The sequence below is a fragment of the Streptomyces sp. NPDC032161 genome (genome assembly GCF_040636995.1).
GTDB lineage: Bacteria > Actinomycetota > Actinomycetes > Streptomycetales > Streptomycetaceae > Streptomyces.
The window spans coordinates 658832-674300 of record NZ_JBEZVN010000001.1; the positions used below are offsets into that span (position 1 = coordinate 658832).

At 73.2% G+C, this 15469-nt stretch carries 14 protein-coding genes; 4 read left to right on the top strand and 10 right to left on the bottom strand.

What is annotated here, in order from left to right; all coding sequences use genetic code 11:
- Positions 1-127: 127 nt before the first annotated feature.
- The 9 genes from AB0E67_RS02735 to AB0E67_RS02775 all read right to left on the bottom strand — a co-directional run bounded on the left by AB0E67_RS02735 (position 128) and on the right by AB0E67_RS02775 (position 12410).
- Positions 128-1720 (bottom strand): hypothetical protein, encoded by a 1593-nt coding sequence (locus AB0E67_RS02735; RefSeq protein WP_362019970.1) that lies wholly within the window; start codon positions 1718-1720, stop codon positions 128-130.
- Between the two features lie 97 nt (positions 1721-1817).
- Positions 1818-3752, bottom strand: a complete 1935-nt coding sequence (locus AB0E67_RS02740; RefSeq protein WP_362019973.1) for a glycosyltransferase — start codon at positions 3750-3752, stop codon at positions 1818-1820.
- A 190-nt stretch (positions 3753-3942) separates the two neighbouring features.
- Positions 3943-5715, bottom strand: coding sequence for an ABC transporter ATP-binding protein (locus tag AB0E67_RS02745; RefSeq protein ID WP_362019976.1), 1773 nt, complete (start codon positions 5713-5715; stop codon positions 3943-3945).
- Positions 5712-6701 (bottom strand): ABC transporter permease, encoded by a 990-nt coding sequence (locus tag AB0E67_RS02750; protein WP_362019979.1) that lies wholly within the window; start codon positions 6699-6701, stop codon positions 5712-5714. The genes AB0E67_RS02745 and AB0E67_RS02750 overlap by 4 nt, the downstream gene beginning before the upstream one ends.
- Complete coding sequence (locus tag AB0E67_RS02755; protein WP_362019982.1) at positions 6698-7816, bottom strand: ABC transporter permease; 1119 nt, start codon at positions 7814-7816, stop codon at positions 6698-6700. The genes AB0E67_RS02750 and AB0E67_RS02755 overlap by 4 nt, the downstream gene beginning before the upstream one ends.
- A 14-nt stretch (positions 7817-7830) precedes the next feature.
- A complete protein-coding gene (locus AB0E67_RS02760) occupies positions 7831-9555 on the bottom strand; it encodes an ABC transporter substrate-binding protein (protein WP_362019985.1) in 1725 nt (574 codons plus the stop codon).
- Between the two features lie 278 nt (positions 9556-9833).
- The gene (locus AB0E67_RS02765; RefSeq protein ID WP_362019988.1) at positions 9834-9929 is read right to left on the bottom strand and encodes an Ms4533A family Cys-rich leader peptide; all 96 of its coding nucleotides are present in this window, start codon (positions 9927-9929) and stop codon (positions 9834-9836) included.
- A 169-nt stretch (positions 9930-10098) separates the two neighbouring features.
- On the bottom strand, positions 10099-11442 hold the full coding sequence (locus AB0E67_RS02770) for a DUF3152 domain-containing protein (RefSeq protein WP_362019991.1): 1344 nt from the start codon (positions 11440-11442) through the stop codon (positions 10099-10101).
- Between the two features lie 8 nt (positions 11443-11450).
- Positions 11451-12410 (bottom strand): alpha/beta hydrolase, encoded by a 960-nt coding sequence (locus AB0E67_RS02775; protein WP_362019994.1) that lies wholly within the window; start codon positions 12408-12410, stop codon positions 11451-11453.
- Between the two features lie 290 nt (positions 12411-12700).
- Between AB0E67_RS02775 and AB0E67_RS02780 the strand changes: the two genes are divergently transcribed.
- From AB0E67_RS02780 to AB0E67_RS02795, 4 genes are all read left to right on the top strand, one after another.
- Positions 12701-12916, top strand: coding sequence for a hypothetical protein (locus AB0E67_RS02780; RefSeq protein ID WP_351525254.1), 216 nt, complete (start codon positions 12701-12703; stop codon positions 12914-12916).
- A 168-nt stretch (positions 12917-13084) separates the two neighbouring features.
- Positions 13085-13726, top strand: coding sequence for a TetR/AcrR family transcriptional regulator (locus AB0E67_RS02785; RefSeq protein ID WP_073781814.1), 642 nt, complete (start codon positions 13085-13087; stop codon positions 13724-13726).
- A 180-nt stretch (positions 13727-13906) separates the two neighbouring features.
- Entirely contained in the window at positions 13907-14134 is a 228-nt protein-coding gene (locus AB0E67_RS02790) for a DUF3107 domain-containing protein (protein WP_362019998.1), read from the top strand.
- Between the two features lie 201 nt (positions 14135-14335).
- Complete coding sequence (locus AB0E67_RS02795) at positions 14336-14608, top strand: hypothetical protein (RefSeq protein WP_362020001.1); 273 nt, start codon at positions 14336-14338, stop codon at positions 14606-14608.
- Between the two features lie 85 nt (positions 14609-14693).
- On the opposite strand, the gene AB0E67_RS02800 is transcribed toward AB0E67_RS02795, so the two are convergent.
- A complete protein-coding gene (locus tag AB0E67_RS02800; protein WP_362020004.1) occupies positions 14694-15428 on the bottom strand; it encodes a ferritin-like fold-containing protein in 735 nt (244 codons plus the stop codon).
- Positions 15429-15469: the final 41 nt, after the last annotated feature.

The window sequence follows — 15469 nt, forward strand, 5'->3', positions numbered from 1 at the left end:
GAAGTGGAACGGGGTGGGGCGCGGGACCCGCGGCGTCGGCTCCGCGGGGCATGCGCGTGGTCCAGTGGTTCGTATGTGGGGGGGTGGTTCGTGGCCCGGCGCCGCGGGAGCGGGCCGGGAGCTTCGGTTACGCGATGGGCCGGGCCGAGTCGCCGCCCGCCCCATCGGTGGCGCAGGCCCCATCGGCGACCTGGGCCCCATCGGTGACCCGGGCCGATCCGTCCGGCCGGTCCGTCGCATGCACCGCGTCGTCCGGCCGGCCCGCGGCAAGGGCCGAATCGTCCGGTCGCGCCATGGCATGCGTGGTGTCCATGGCTTCCGTGGCGTCCGGCCGGTCGATGGCGTGGGCGGAGGCCCGGGGAAGGACGACGGCTGCGGTGATCAGCAGCGCGAGCGCGGCCGTGCCACAGGCGAGGGCGGGTACGGCCCCGGTGCCGGCGGTGGCGACCAGGACGTCGACGGGACGGGCGAGGGCGTGCAGACCGGGCAGCCGCCCGGTCATGACCAGGGCGGGCGCCAGGAGCTCGACGGCGCAGGCGGCGGCCAGCGCCGCCGTCGCGGGTTCGGGGTGGCCGTGCACGGTCAGCAGCCGGGCCGCCAGGAGCAGCGCCCCGAGCGCGGCCGCCCCGGCGAACCCGCCGCCACCGAACCCCAGGTACGCGAGGTGGAGCAGCGCGGCGAGAACGCAGAGGTGGAGCGCGACGGCGCCGAACAGCAGGGGGCGCACGCCCGCGGAGAACTGCTTCCGCGTCCGGCTGACCGCGAGGGCTCGGTGTGCGCGTACGGAGAAGAGGTGCGCGCACCAGGCGGCCGGGGCGACGGAGAGGGCCAGCCCCGCCAGGGGTGCCGGGGTGAGCGCCCACGGGCCTTCCGGGCCACCGCTGAGCACCTGGTGGAGCAGGGCGTCGCCGTACAGGGCGAAGCCGAGCAGCCAGCAGCCGTACGCACGGGCGGCGGCCGTGGACCCGCCCGCCACCCGCAGGGGGCCTACGCGCAGGGCGAGAGCGAGACCGATGACCACGAGGAGCGTTCCGGCGAGGCCGATCGCGAGCCGCCCCCGGCCGTCGAGCGCCCCCTCGGTCAGCCTCAGCGCCCCAAGGGTGGCCACAGAGACGACGCCGGGCACGAGTGCGCGGAGCGTCCAGGCAGCACGCGTCGCGATGTCGCGCGCCGACGGGCGGCGCGCGGTCGCGGGCTCCTCCGCAACGGCGGGCACCCGGGCGAAGAGTTCCTCGGCGAGCGAGAAGACGTCCCGGTGCCGGTAGCGGGCGGCGACCCGGTCGGTCACGCCATGGGTTTCGAGCCCGGCGGCGATCTCCAACGGGTCCACGGCCCTTTGACACAGGGCTCGGTGGCGGCGCATCAACGCCTTCACCGGGTCGGCGGAACCTCCGACCGGTTCGGCGGAACCCCGGCGCACGACGGCGCGCGGGTGCGCCGGGACGGGGTGGGCGATCTCCGGGGCGCGCGACGCGTCGGCCCCGACTCCCGCGGTGTGCCGACCGGTCGTCCGTGACGCGGAGGCGGCGACTCGTAACGGGGCAGCGCGGCCCCGCTCGGTTCCTGGGACGAGCCCGGCAGCCGTCTCCCCCGAGCGGAGGTCCCGGCTTCCGCCCGCGACGGACCCCACGCCGGAACCGGTGGCGGATCCAGCGCCGGACCCGATGGCGGATGCGGCGGCTGCGCCGGACACCTCGATCTGGTCGATCGGGCGGCTCATCGTCTCTCCTCCGTGATCGTCGCCCACTGCGGCGTCCCGCACCGGCCCGCTGCCGCGGTTCTGCTCGCCGCCGCGGTTCCGTCGGCTCGTTCCTCGTTCACGCATCGCCGTCACCCGCTCCCCGTGCACCCGCGCAGACGGTCCGGGGCCCGAAGGCCCAGCCGGGCGTACGGCCGACGGGCTCCGCGTGGAGGGCCCCCGAGGCCGTCCACGGACCCGGGACATGCGCCTCTGGCGGGGTGGCGAACGGGCGCGGGCGGCCGTCGGCGGCCACCGTCTCGTCCTCCCTGCGCCCCGGGACGCGTGAGATCAGCTCCAGATAGATGCCGCGAAACGCGGCGAGATTCTGTTCGACGGTGAAGAGTTCGAGCGCCCTCGCGCGCGCCGCCGCACCGAGCCGTGCACGGCGCTCGGGGTCACGCAGCAGCGCGAGACAGGCATCGGCGAGCGCCTTGGGGTTGCGCGGGGGCACGACGAGTCCTGTGCCGCCGACGACCTCGACCACCGCGCCGACGTCCGTCGACACCGTGGCCCGCCCGCAGAACATCGCCTCGACGAGGGTGTCGGGGAAGTGCTCGACGATGCTGGACAGGACGAGGACCCCGGCGGCGGCATAGGCGTCCACGACGTCCGGCACCTCGGCCCCGCCGAGTTCGTGGAAGGAGACCGGGCCGCCTTGGAAGGAGACCGGGCCGTCTTGGAAGGAAGCCGGGCCGTCTTGGAAGGAGACCGGGCCGTCGTCGACGGCGTGCGCGTCCGCCGCCTCGTCCGGGAAGAGCCGGGCGGCCAGCGCCCGGCACCGCGCGAGATGGTCGGCGCCCTCCGGTCCCGGCGCCACCGCGCCGACGATCCGCAACCGGACGCCCGGCTCGGCCTTCCGTACCTCCGCGAAGGCATGCAGCAATGTCACCAGGTCCTTGGCGGGTTCGACGCGGCCGACCCAGACGAGCGTGTCGTCGGGACCGCCGTCACCGCTCTCCCCCAGCGTCGCGAACCGGGCGGGGTCCAGACCGGGGTGGACGGTGCGCAGCTTCTCGCGTCCGGCACCGCATCGCTCCTGCCAGCGTCGGGCGTGGGTGTCGCCGGGGGTGATGAGTGCGGCCTGCCGGTACACCTCGGCGGCGAACCGTCGGTGGAAGCCCGCGAGCACGGCGCGCACCGGCGCGCTCAGGGGCGTTCGGGCTGTGGCGAGGTAGTGCGCCCGCAGCCGTGCGCCGTGTTCGGTGACCAGCAGGGGCACGCCGAAGAAGTGCTTGGCCAGCAGTCCCGGAAGCGCCGTGACACCGCCGACTGCGGCATGACAGAGGTCGACCGCGCCGAGGCCCAGGTCGTCGTACCAGTCGAGCGAGAGAGGGCGCAGCAGTTCCTCGATCTCGCGGGCGAGGTCGAGGAGGTCGGCGACGACGGCGGTCCGGACGGTGCTCCCGCTGCCCGGGGCACGGCAGGCGGCTTCGAGTACGCGCAGCGCCGTTTCCGAGCGGAGGGCCGCGGGCAGACCGCCGTGTTCGCGGGCCAGTTCGGCGAGCCCGTACAGCCCTTCGGCGAAGCCCTCGTCCATGGCACCGGCGTACGCGTGCGCGCAGCCGACAGCGCCCGCTCCCGCGCTCACGCCCCCAGGGCCGCCCGCCCCGCCCGGCGCTCCCGTCGCACCGCCGAGCGCGCGCTCCTCGACGTCCAGCACGCGCGCCGCGCAGATCGAGGTGGCGAGCGCCGTGAAGTGCGCCGTGAAGCGCCGCCGTTCACGCCGTCCGTACGCGCGTCCGCGCCGGCCCGTCGTCATCCGGCTGAGCAGCGAGCCGGGGGTGTGCCTGCCCAGGGCGTCCTCGTCGGGCGTCCAGAGCGGGGCCGTCCGTACCTGTCGGACGTTCGCCGGGAACGGCTCCCGGGCCCATTCCTCCTGGTCGGCCGCGCGGTTGAGCACGAAGAGAGCGAACTCGTGCGGGGCGAGCCCGCGCACCAGGCGGTCGCACCAGAGCCCGGACTCACCAGTCGCGCACGGACGACCATCGTCGGTGAGGAATCCGATTCGCACGGGCGCACCCCCGATCTCCCTTGTGGACGGCCTCCGTCGGCACGTCGACTCACAGCGGCACGACCGTAAGCGGATGCGCCGGTGGCGCGACGGACGGTTGTCCGTCGCACCACCGAAAGGGGTGAACCGTCGTAACTTTCCTGGCCCAGCGGCGTTCCGTTGCGCTAAGGTACCGAACGGTCACATACCGTCAGGTTGCGGCCAGCTCCTTGCGTGCTGCGCGCCGCACCGCTGCGAGCGCCGGATCGAGCGCGGGCACGGCCGCCAGGAGCTGCTTGGTGTACGGGTCCCGCGGGGCCGAGTACACCCGGTCCGCCTCGCCCTCCTCGACGATCCTGCCCCTCCGCATGACGGCGACCCGATCGCTGACCTGGCGTACGACGGCGAGATCGTGCGCGATGAAGACCAGCGCCAGGCCCAGCTCCCGTCGCAGCCGCTCCAGCAGGCCGATCACCTGGGCCTGGGTCGTCACGTCGAGTGCGGAGACGGCCTCGTCGCAGACGATCAGCTCCGGCTCGGCGGCCAGCGCACGGGCGATCCCGACGCGCTGCCGCTGTCCGCCGCTGAACTCGTGCGGGTAGCGATCGTACTGACCGGGGTCGAGCCCGACCCGCTTCAGCAGGTCCCCCACTCGCGCCCGGATCACCGCCTCGTCGCGCTCCCCGGACGCACGCAGCGGATCGGCGACCGATTCGCCGACCGAGCGACGCGGGTTGAGGGAGGAGACGGGGTCCTGGAACACCATCTGCACCCGGGCGTCCCGGGCGATCCGCCCGGAGGTGGGCTCCAGCAGCCCGACGAGCATCCGGCCGAGGGTGGTCTTACCGCTGCCGCTCTCGCCGACGATGCCGAGGGTCTCGCCGCGGCGGACGGTGAGGGAGACACCGTCGACGGCGACATGGGCGGACCTGCCCCTGCCGAACACCTGCCGGACGTCGACGGCCTCGACGAGCACCTCCCCGACATCACCGACATCCCAGACACCCCCGGCGTCACCGGCATCCCCGAGGCCCCGGGCGCCCCCGACGAGCGCCCCGCCGTCGTCCCCCCGCCCACGATCCGCCCCCGCCTCCGCGGCCCCGCTCGGACGTCCGGCACCGCCCGGACCCGCGGCCCCGCTCGGACCATCCACCGGTTCGCGCGAAACCACCACCGCGCCCGCAGAACCGGACCCACCACCCGGACCGCCCGCCGGAATGCGCGGTACCGCCGCCAGCAGGGCCCGCGTGTACGGCTCGCGCGGCGCCACGAGCACCTCGCCCACCGGCCCCCGTTCCACCGCCCGGCCCGACCGCATGACCAGCACCTCGTCGACAGATTCGGCCGCCACGCCCACGTCATGGGTGACCAGCAGCAGCCCCATGCCGGTCTCGCGCCTCAGGTCGTGCAGCAGGTCCAGGATCTGGGCCTGGACGGTGACGTCCAGGGCCGTCGTCGGCTCGTCGGCGATGAGCAGCCGGGGTTCGCAGGCCAGGGCCATCGCGATCAGCGCCCGCTGCCGCATCCCGCCGGAGAACTCGTGCGGCCGGGACCGGGACCGCCGTACCGCGTCGGGGATGCCGACCCGGTCCAGCACCTGCGCGGCCCGGGCCCGCGCCGCCCGCCGGGAGACCCGGTTGTGGACCCGGTACACCTCGGCGATCTGGTCGCCCACGGCGTAGTACGGGTCGAGCGACGACAGCGGGTCCTGGAAGACCATCGCGGCCTTCGCGCCCCGCAGCGCCCGCAGTTCCGCGTCGTCCGCCGTGTCCACGTCCACGCCCGCGACCCGGATCGAGCCGCGGACCTCGGCGCCGGTCCCCCGGTGCAGTCCGAGCAGGGCGTACGCCGAGGCGCTCTTGCCGGAGCCGGACTCGCCGACGACGCCGAGCGCGCCCCCCGCCTCCAGCGAGAACGACAGGTCCTCCACGGCGCGCACGTCACCGAACGAGACGGAGAGACCGGAGACGTCGACCAGGTTCATGCCGGCACCACCCGTCGGTCGGCCATCGCCTGCAGGATGTCGGCGACGGTATTGGCGAGGACGACGAAGAACCCGGTGACGAGCACCAGACCGACGACGACCGGGAGATCCACGTTCCTGACGGCGTCGACGAGTTCACGGCCGACCCCCGGGATACCGAACAGGGATTCGGTGAGGACGGCACCGCCGAACATCGACCCGATGTCGAGTGCGCCGAGCGCGATCACCGGCGCCAGCGCACCACGCAGCGCGTGCCGTCCGACGATCGCCCGCTCCCCGACCCCGTACGCCCTGAAGGTGCGCACATGGTCCTCGGCCAGCGTCTCCAGCATCGACGCCCGGGTCATCCGGGCGTACGGGGCCGCGGACACCAGGGCCAGCGAGATCCAGGGCAGCAGAAGGTTCCAGGCCCACTGCTCCGGGTCCTCGGTGAGGGGCACGTAGTCGGGGAACGGCAGGACCTTGAGCGCCGTGACCAGGATGATGATCAGCAGCAGTCCGATGACGAAGACCGGCGTGGCCATGCCGGCCAGGGTGATCCAGGTGAGAACGCGCTCCGTCGCGCGGCCGCGCCGCCACACCGAGAGCAGCCCGGTGCCGACGCCGAGCAGCATCCACAGCACGAAGGCGCCGACGGCGAGCGAGGCGGTGGCCGGGAGCTTGGTCAGGATCAGCTCGGTGACCTGCTGGTCGCTCTGGTACGAGAGCCCGAGGCAGGGCGCCTGGCAGTGCAGCACCCCGGTCCCGGTCGAGTAGTCGCGGCCGACGAAGAGACCCTGGAGGAAGTGCGCGTACTGCGTGTACAGCGGGTCGTCCAGGTGCAGTTGTTCGCCGACCTGCGCCACCTGCGCCGGTGAGCAGCGCGGACCGCAGGCGATCTGCGCGACGTTCCCGGGGGCGACGTAGAAGGCCGCGTAGACGAGGACGCTGAGGGCGAGCAGCACGAAGAGCGCCCCGCCGAGGCGCCTGAGCAGGAACCACTTCACGCGTCGGCCCCCCGCTCCGGACCCGTGCCGGTCTTCGTACGTCCCGGCTCCGTGCCGGGCCCTGGCTCCGGACCGGTGCCGTGGTCCGCCTCGCGCACCCTTCGCTCCGGCCCCGCGCCGGTCTTCCGCTCGCGACCCTTCCGTCTGCGTCCCGTGCCGACCCGGAGCCGGGATTCGGCGCGCGGGTCCAGCGCGGTGCGCACGCCCTCACCGAGGACGCTGAGCGCGAGCACGGTGACGAACAGCAGCAGTGCGGGGATCAGCAGATAGGTGGGCGCCGCCTGGTACCAGGTGTCGGCGTCGCTGAGCATCTGCCCCCAGGACGGCGTCGGCGGCTTGATGCCCACGCCGAGGAAGGACAGGGCCGCTTCGACGACGATGTTGCCCGGGAAGAGCAGTACGGCGTACGTGATGACGGGAGCGGCCAGCGCGGGCAGCAGCTCGCGCCGGGCCACCTGCCAGGAACTCCAGCCGCTGAGCCGGGCGGCGGCGACGTGGTCGAGCGACTTCAGCGCGAGCGTCCGGGCCCGCACGATCTTCGAGATGCCGGACCAGCCGACCAGGCCGATGATCACGGCGATCAGGACCGGGCGCGGGAAGCCCACGGGCACGACGGCGAGCGCCCCGAGCGCGATCACCATGACGGGCAGCGCCACCACGACGTCGGTGACCCGGCTGAGCGCCTGGTCGACGAAGCGGTTGCCGAGCCCCGCCGCCAGACCCACGGCGACCCCGACGACCACCTGGAGCAGGGTGGCGGCGAGCGCGACGCCGAGCGAGACCCGTGCCCCGTGGACGACCCTGGCGAACAGATCGCGTCCGGTGAGCGGTTCGACGCCGAGCCAGTGCTCGGCACCGATCCCGCCGAAGGAGCCGATCGGCACCCCGCCGGTGGCGGAGTCGACGAGATCCGGATGGTACGTGGTGGGGTCCTGGCCCTCGACGGCCGCCAGCAGTGGTGCGGCGAGCGCGACCAGGACCAGCAGGGCGACGACGACGGCGGCCACGAGGGCGGAACGCCGGGCGCGCAACCGCCGCCAGAACGGACGAGCCCCGGGGGCGGGGGCCGCGACGGCCCCCGCCCCCTCGGCCGGCTGCGCTTCGGCCGTGGTCACTGCTTGGGCCGTGGTCACTTGACCGCGACCTGCGAGACGTCGAGCACACCGGTCCAGTCGCTGATCACGACGTTCTTGACGGCCTCGCCGTACAGGCGCTTGTAGACCGGGTGGAACAGCGGCACGGTGAGCGCCTGCTCGCCGACCTTCCTGTCGAGCGCGCCCCAGCGCTTCGCGGCGGCCTCCAGGTCGGTCAGCTTGTTGATCTCGTCGATCTCCTTGTTGACCCCGGGGTCGTCGAGCAGGCCGGAGTTGAAGTTGTAGCCGTCCTCGACGATCTGGCGCCCGTCGAAGACCGGCGCGAAGAACGGGCCGCCGGACGGCCAGTCGGCGCCCCAGCCGGCGAGGAAGAAGCCGGGCTCGCTCTTCACGTCGTGGATCGTGTCGGAGTAGGCGTTGTCCTCCAGGCCCTGGAGCCTGACGGTGATCCCGGCCTTCTTCAGCGCCTCCTGGATCGCGGTGGCGATCTCCGGGCTCGTCGCGAAGTCCTTGTCGTTGGAGTGCGTGAGGGTGACGGTCAGCCCCTTGGGGTGGCCGGCCTCCTTCAGCAGTTCCCTGGCCTTGGCCGGGTCGCCGGACTTCCCGGCCGGGAAGTGGTCGTACGGCGTGTGGCCGAAGGCCGCCTGCTCGGGCAGGAAGGTGGTGGCGGGCTCGGCGAGCGAGGAGCCGCCGGCCGCGTTCACCACGGAGGATCGGTCGACGGCGTACGCGATCGCCTGGCGCACCTTCGGGTTGTCGAACGGCTTCACCTTCGGATTGAAGGCGATGTAGTTGGTGTAGCCGAAGTGACCGGTGCCGACGCGGTCGGCGAGCTTCTTGTCGCCCGTGACCTTGGCGAGTTCGGCCGGGCCGAGGTTGGTGTCCGTCGTGACGGCCGCGGCGTCGGCGCCCCGCGAGGCCGAGAGGCGCTGGTTGATGACGGCGGAGTCGAGACCGGAGCGCACGTCGATCCGGTCCGGGTACGCCTTGCGCTCCTCGTCGGTGTCGGCCGACCAGTGCGGGTTGCGCTCCAGGACGAGACGTTCGCCGTCGCCCTCGTTCTTCACGACCTTGTACGGCCCCGAGGAGATCGGGTGCTCCTCGTACTTCGTTCCGGTGTCCTCGGCCTTCGGCACCGGGGTCGTCTGGGTCTGCGTGGCCAGGAAGGGGAATTCGCCCTCCGGCTTGTTCAGGTGGAAGACGATCGTCTTCGCGTCGGGCGTCTCGATCGAGTCGAGGCCCTTCTTGTCCTTGTACGGGCCCTGGTAGTCGGCCCCGCCGATCAGCCAGTCGCGCAGGTACGGTGCGCCGCCGGAGAGTTCGGCGGCGAAGGAGCGCTCGATGCCGTACTTGATGTCGGCGCTCGTGATCGGGGTGCCGTCCTCGAACTTCAGTCCGTCCTTGAGGGTGTACGTCCACACGGTGGCGTTCTTGCTGGGCGTGCCGAGGTCGGTCGCCAGGTCGGGCACGACCTTCGCGCCGGCCGCGCCGTCCTCCCGGTTGCGGGTGGTGAGGGTACGGAAGACCAGGGACGGGACGTTGCCGCCGCCGGAGGTGTAGAGCCGGGCGGGGTCGAAGTCGGACTGGGGCCTGCTGTTGAGGACGGTGAGCGTGCCGCCCTTCCGCGGCTTGCCCGGCGCGCCGGAGCCGGAGCCGTCGGCCTTGCTGTCCTCGGGGCCGCAGGCCGCGGCGCCCGCGACCACGGCGAGTACGGCGGCGGCCGCTGCCGCGCGGCGCGATATGACGGACGGTTGACGCATCGGAAGGTGACCTCTCGGAAGGACTGCCGGGAAAGAAGGACGGTGGACGTCCGTGCGGCGGCGACGAGAAGCCGGTGCGCACGACCGGTGCGCGGGGGCGGAGCGCACAGGGGGATGCGCGGCGCGGATGCACAAAGCCGGTCTGCACAGGAAAAATGACCGGAACCATACGGTCGTCGCCGCGCCCACGGACGGGTACGCCCGGGCGCGGGGTCAGGAAACGCCGTCCGGGCCGGTTCGGGGCTCGGACGGAAGGCCGACGCGCACGCGGGCTGCCGTCAGCAACAGAGGATGTCGGCGACGCTGTGCCCGGTCACACCGATGAGCGCCAGCTCGATGGCGGCGCGCTCGGAGGCGACGGGGCTGCGTGACATGCCGAGAAATATGGATCAGTGCCCAGGTGATGTCAACGAAGAATGAGACAGCGATCTCACTCTGCGGACAGCCGGACGGCATGACGGCACCCTCGCCACCGCTCGTCCGCGGGATCCGGTCCGATCGGGGGGAGGACCCGACGCGCCCGCAGGCCTCCACTCCCGCTTCTCAACTTCCGGGATGTACCCAGGCGTTGGGGCGGCACTTGATGCCGTCGATGTCCAGGGACTTGGTCTGCTGCTGCATCACCGGAGCGAGCGCTCCCGGCGTGCGGCAACTCACATGGTTGTGTCCCAGCCGGTGGCCGACCTCATGGTTGATCAGCATCTGGCGGTACGCGAAGAGTTCGTCCGGTCCGAACGTCGCCGAGCCCTGTGCCCAGCGGTAGGCGTTGATCATCACGCGTTCGGTCGCCGCGGAGTCGCAGGAGACGTTGTCCACGGTCGTGTCCAGGCCCGACTTGAGGCACCAGTCCGCGGTGGTGCCGGGGCTGGCCAGGGTGATCACGAAGTCGGGGTCACCGGAGGAGATCCGCTCGAACGTCATCGCGCCGTCGTGCGCCCAGCTGCGGTCGTCGTTGAGCGTCTCCTGGACGGCCCGGGCGAAGAGGTCCGGGTCGAGGCCGAGCCCCTGCTCGACGTCGATCCGGTAGCGGTATTTGTGCCCCGCCCCCGGGGCCTTCGCCGTCCCGGGGACGGTATCGAACTTCCCCGGGCCCCGGAGCTTCGCGGCCAGCGGGTACGCCCTGGCCATCTTCTGCTCGTACGTCGGGGGCTTGACCCGGGGCGCCGTCGGGGTCGGCCGGTCGTCCGAGCGGGAGGCGTCACGCGTGTCGTCCCGGTCCACGCCCGCCGACCGCGCGGTGCTGTTCGCGTCCGCGTCGTCCTGGGCGACCTGCCCGGCCACGACCACCGCAAGAACGGTGGTCACTGCGGCGGCCGCGATACCGGTGAAGGTACGGCCCTTGCTCCCCCGGCCCTCCTTGCCTTCCTCGGCCTCCTCGGCCTGCCCGGTGCCGCCACCGGCGCCCTCGGCCCCTCGGCCGGCCGCCGGTCCGCCGTCGCCGCGCGGCGGGGGCGAGGTGGGCGGGGTGTCGAACGCCCCGACGAACTCGCGGCGCGGTCCCGGTATCAGCGGCTTGGTCCCCACGGGCCGGGCACCCGGCGGCGCTCCCTGCGCCCGACCGGCCTTCTCCGCCCGGTCCGCCGTCCGCGCCTGCCCCATCGGCCGACGCGGCGCGGGGCGCTCGCCGTCGGCGGGGCGTCCGGTCCCCGGCCCGGCCCCCCAGCCGCCGCCCGGTTCCCGGTGTTCGGGGTGACCGCCGCGGACGTGCGCGGCCTGCTGGAACGAGACGTGGCCCCCCGCGCCGCCGGTCGCGCCGGTGGGCCTGCGACGCCGCCCACTGCCGGGCCCTGGCCGTACGCCTTCCGGGCCCTCGTCCGCCGCCTTCGCGAGAGCGGCGTCGGTGTCGGGCCCCGCGCGTTCGGGGCCCTTTCGGCTGTGTCGTCCCACGCCGCGGATCAGCTCCCGCCGAGTTCGTCGAGCAGCGCCCGGAACGCCTGGGCCACCGCCTCCGGGTACTCCATCATCGCCACGTGCCCGGCATCGGGCAGCGTCAGCAGCCGCGCGTCACGGAAGGCCGAGGACGCCCGGCGTGCCATCCGGTACGAGACGAGCTGGTCCCGTCCGCCGTACACGAGCTGGGTCGGAGCGAGTACCCGCTCGGCCTGACGCCACAGTCCGTGCTGCCCGCCCAGCGTGTACGCATCGACAATGCCACGTGCCGAGCGAGCCATCGCGTCCCAGAAGTACGGCTGCCCCAGGCGGCGCTCCATTTCGGCCACCGCGTCGCGGAAGCCGGCCTCGGACACACGCGCCGGGTCGCCGTAGCAGAGCGCCATGGCGCCCCGGGTGCGGTCCTCCGCGCTCCAGTCCCTGGTCATCCGGGCGAACAGCGTCGCGATGCCCGGCACGGCGAGCAGCCCCGTGGGGAGGGCCGTGCGCTGCACCCGGATCTCGGGGAGCGCGGGCGAGATGAGGGTGAGCGTGCGCACCAGGTCGGGGCGGACGGCGGCGACCCGGGTGGCCACGGAGCCGCCGAGCGAATTGCCGAACAGGTGTACCGGCCCGCGCTCCATCGCGTCGAGGAGACGGATCACGGCGCGGGCATGCCCGGTGACCGAGTAGTTGCCGTCGTCCGGCGGCGGCGAGTCGCCGAAACCGGGCAGGTCGAGCGCCTCGCCCGCCACCACGTCCTGGAGCAGCGGCATCAGCGCCGACCAGTTCCGCGAGGAACCCCCGAGCCCGTGCACGAAGAGCGCGGGCGGCAGTCCGGTCCGCTCCGGTGGCCGGGAACGGACGGTGAGGGTCAGTCCGGGCAGCGCGACGGAACGCAGCTCCTCCCCCTCCGCGGCCCCGACGGCGCTCACGGCGGGGGCCACCGCGGCGACGCTCGCGCCCGGGAGCTCGGTCGAAGACATGCGGCAATGTTACGAGACGATCACACCCTGGTTCATGTGTTCGCCGTCACAGGCCGCGCGGCGTCCTCCACGGACGCCCCCACGCTCCGCCGCCCGGTCCCGGCGGCCCCGGACGGGACGCCGGATGCGGCGTCCCGTGTCCGGTTCGAGGCGCCCCGGGCCGGGAAAACGCTCGCATACTGGATGTATCCGGGCGTTCCGACAGCATGGCGAGGCGGCCCGGCCGCGTCGCGCACCCACCGGCGAGCACGGGACGCCCCCTGCGACTCCGAGCGAGGAAGGGACTGACCATGACGGTCGACCCCAGCGACCCCGAGACCTTCGAGGACGTCCAGCCCGACGAACCCGACCAGGAGACGCCCCGCGCGGACGCGGCCGAACAGCGGACCGACCTCCAGCAGCGGCGTGACGAACCGCTCACGGAGATCGACCGGGAGCGCGCGAACGTGGCGGACGCGGTGGAACAGGCCCGTGTGGTGGCACAGGATGAGGACGATTACCGCTAGTACGCCCCGCTTCGCCCGGCTGATCGGGGAATCCCCGGCTACCACAGTCGTCCGGTACATGAAATTCTGCGTCCGCGCCGCGCGTGCCCGGGTTACCCGAAAGTACGATGGCTGTACGGCGCGACGTGCACGGAAATGCCGTGTCCGATCACGATTTTGGGAGGCGGCGTGACAGCCATCGAGCAGACCGAGGCGGCGCGTCCACGAGGCACACGGCTGCCTCGCCGCGCCCGACGCAACCAGCTGCTGGGCGCCGCGCAGGAAGTGTTCGTGGCGCAGGGGTACCACTCCGCCGCGATGGACGACATCGCGGAGCGCGCCGGGGTCAGCAAGCCGGTGCTCTACCAGCACTTCCCGGGCAAGCTGGAGCTCTATCTGGCGCTGCTCGACCAGCACTGCGAGTCGCTGCTCCAGGCGGTCCGTACGGCGCTGGCGTCGACGACCGACAACAAGCAGCGCGTGGCGGCGACGATGGACGCGTACTTCGCGTACGTCGAGGACGAGGGCGGCGCCTTCCGGCTGGTCTTCGAGTCGGACCTGACCAACGAGCCCGCGGTGCGCGAGCGCGTGGAGCGGGTCTCCCTGCAGTGCGCCGAGGCGATCTCCGACGTCATCGCGGGGGACACGGGCCTGTCCAAGGACGAGTCCATGCTGCTCGCGGTCGGGCTGGGCGGGGTCTCCCAGGTGGTGGCCCGCTACTGGCTCTCCAGCCAGTCGTCCATTCCCCGCGACACGGCGGTGCAGCTGCTGACGTCGCTGGCCTGGCGCGGCATCGCGGGCTTCCCGCTGCACGGCATCGACCAGCACTGACCACCCCCGGCCGCGCGCCCGGAGGCCCGCCGGGCGTCCGGGCGCCCGCGTACCGCGCCCGGCACGCGTGTTCGCTGCGGGCGTGGCCCACCGGCCCCTGAAGGCTCCCCTCACCGGGCTAATCTGTGCTGGTACGGCGCGGCTCACCGCGCAGCAACCGACCGTCGGAGGGACATAGCCGTGGAGGTCAAGATCGGGGTGCAGCACTCGCCCCGGGAGATCGTTCTGGAGAGCGGGCTTTCCGCCGAAGAGGTCGAGAGCGCGGTCGGCGAGGCTCTCGCCGGCAAGGCGCGGCTGCTCAGCCTCACGGACGAGAAGGGCCGGAAGGTCCTGGTGCCGGCCGACCGGATCGCGTACGTGGAGATCGGCGAGCCCAGCACGCGTCGCGTGGGCTTCGGCGCGCTGTAGGCCACGCGCCCGGCGGGGCGGTCGTGGAAGCGGCCCGGTGGGACGTCCCGCCGGGCCGCTTCCCGTTCCGCTTCCGGCCCGTTCCGCCGCCTGGACCAGGGCCGACGAGGCACGGGGCCGACGAGGGTTGCGTTCCGTGTTCCTCGGGTAGTACGGCAGGTGACCGCACCACCAGCCCCGCAACTCGCGAGGTGATCAACTGTGATCCTGGAACCTCTCGGCGCCGTCGTGCTCGGACTCGCCCTCGCCTGGGTGGCGCTCCGCTCTCTGCCGGACCGGCTCCCCTCCCGTCGCACCGTCTTCACGACGGGCGCTCTGGGGGCTCTGTTCGGCGTGTTCCTCATGCACTCGGTGATGGGTCCGGGACATCTCGCCGCCGTGCTGATCGGCGCGGTGTCGGTCGGGGCGGTGACGCTCTCGTTGCTGGTCCGCCCCCGGAGCCGAAGCGGTCTGAGCCGGTCGGCGGCGGCCTGAGCGGCCCGCCCGACCCGACATCGTTCCGCGCCTCGCGCCTGTGCCGCCCCCCGGCGGGCCGCACAGGCGCGAGGCGTCGTGCGGACTACGCGGCGAGCCCCAGCGCGGCCATCCGCTTGGTGTGCGCCTCGGTGATCCGGGAGAACATCCGCCCGACCTCCGCGAGGTCGAAGCCGTCCGCCACACCGCCCACGAGCATCGTCGACAGCGCGTCACGGTCGGCCACGACCCGCTGCGCCTGCGACAGGGCCTCCCCCATCAACCGGCGCGCCCACAGCGCGAGCCGGCCGCCGACACGCGGGTCGGCCTCGATCGCTGCGCGTACCTTCTCCACGGCGAAGTCGGCCTGCCCCGTGTCGTCGAGGACGGTCAGGACGAGGGACCGGGTGTCCGAGTCGAGACGCACGGCGACCTCGCGGTAGAAGTCGCTGGCGATCGAGTCGCCGACGTACGCCTTGACCAGGCCCTCCAGCCAGTCCGACGGCGCGGTCTGGCGGTGGAATTCGTCGAGCGCCTTGGCGAACGGCTCCATCGCGCCCGTGGGGTCCACGTCGATCGCGGTCAGCCGTTCCGTCAGCCTCTCGAAGTGGTGGAATTCCGCGGAGGCCATCTTCGCCAGCTCCGCCTTGTCGGCGAGCGTCGGCGCGAGTTTGGCGTCCTCGGCCAGCCGTTCGAAGGCCGCCAGCTCTCCGTACGCCAGCGCTCCCAGCAGATCCACGACCGCCGCGCGGTACTGCGGCTCCGCGGACGCGGCGGCCCAGTCCTGGGCGGCGATTCCGGTGGGCACGGGGGCTTCGTTGGCGTTGTCAGGCGTCTCCATGAAGCGCAGAATAGCCCGCCCGGCGGGGGACGGAAGGTCCT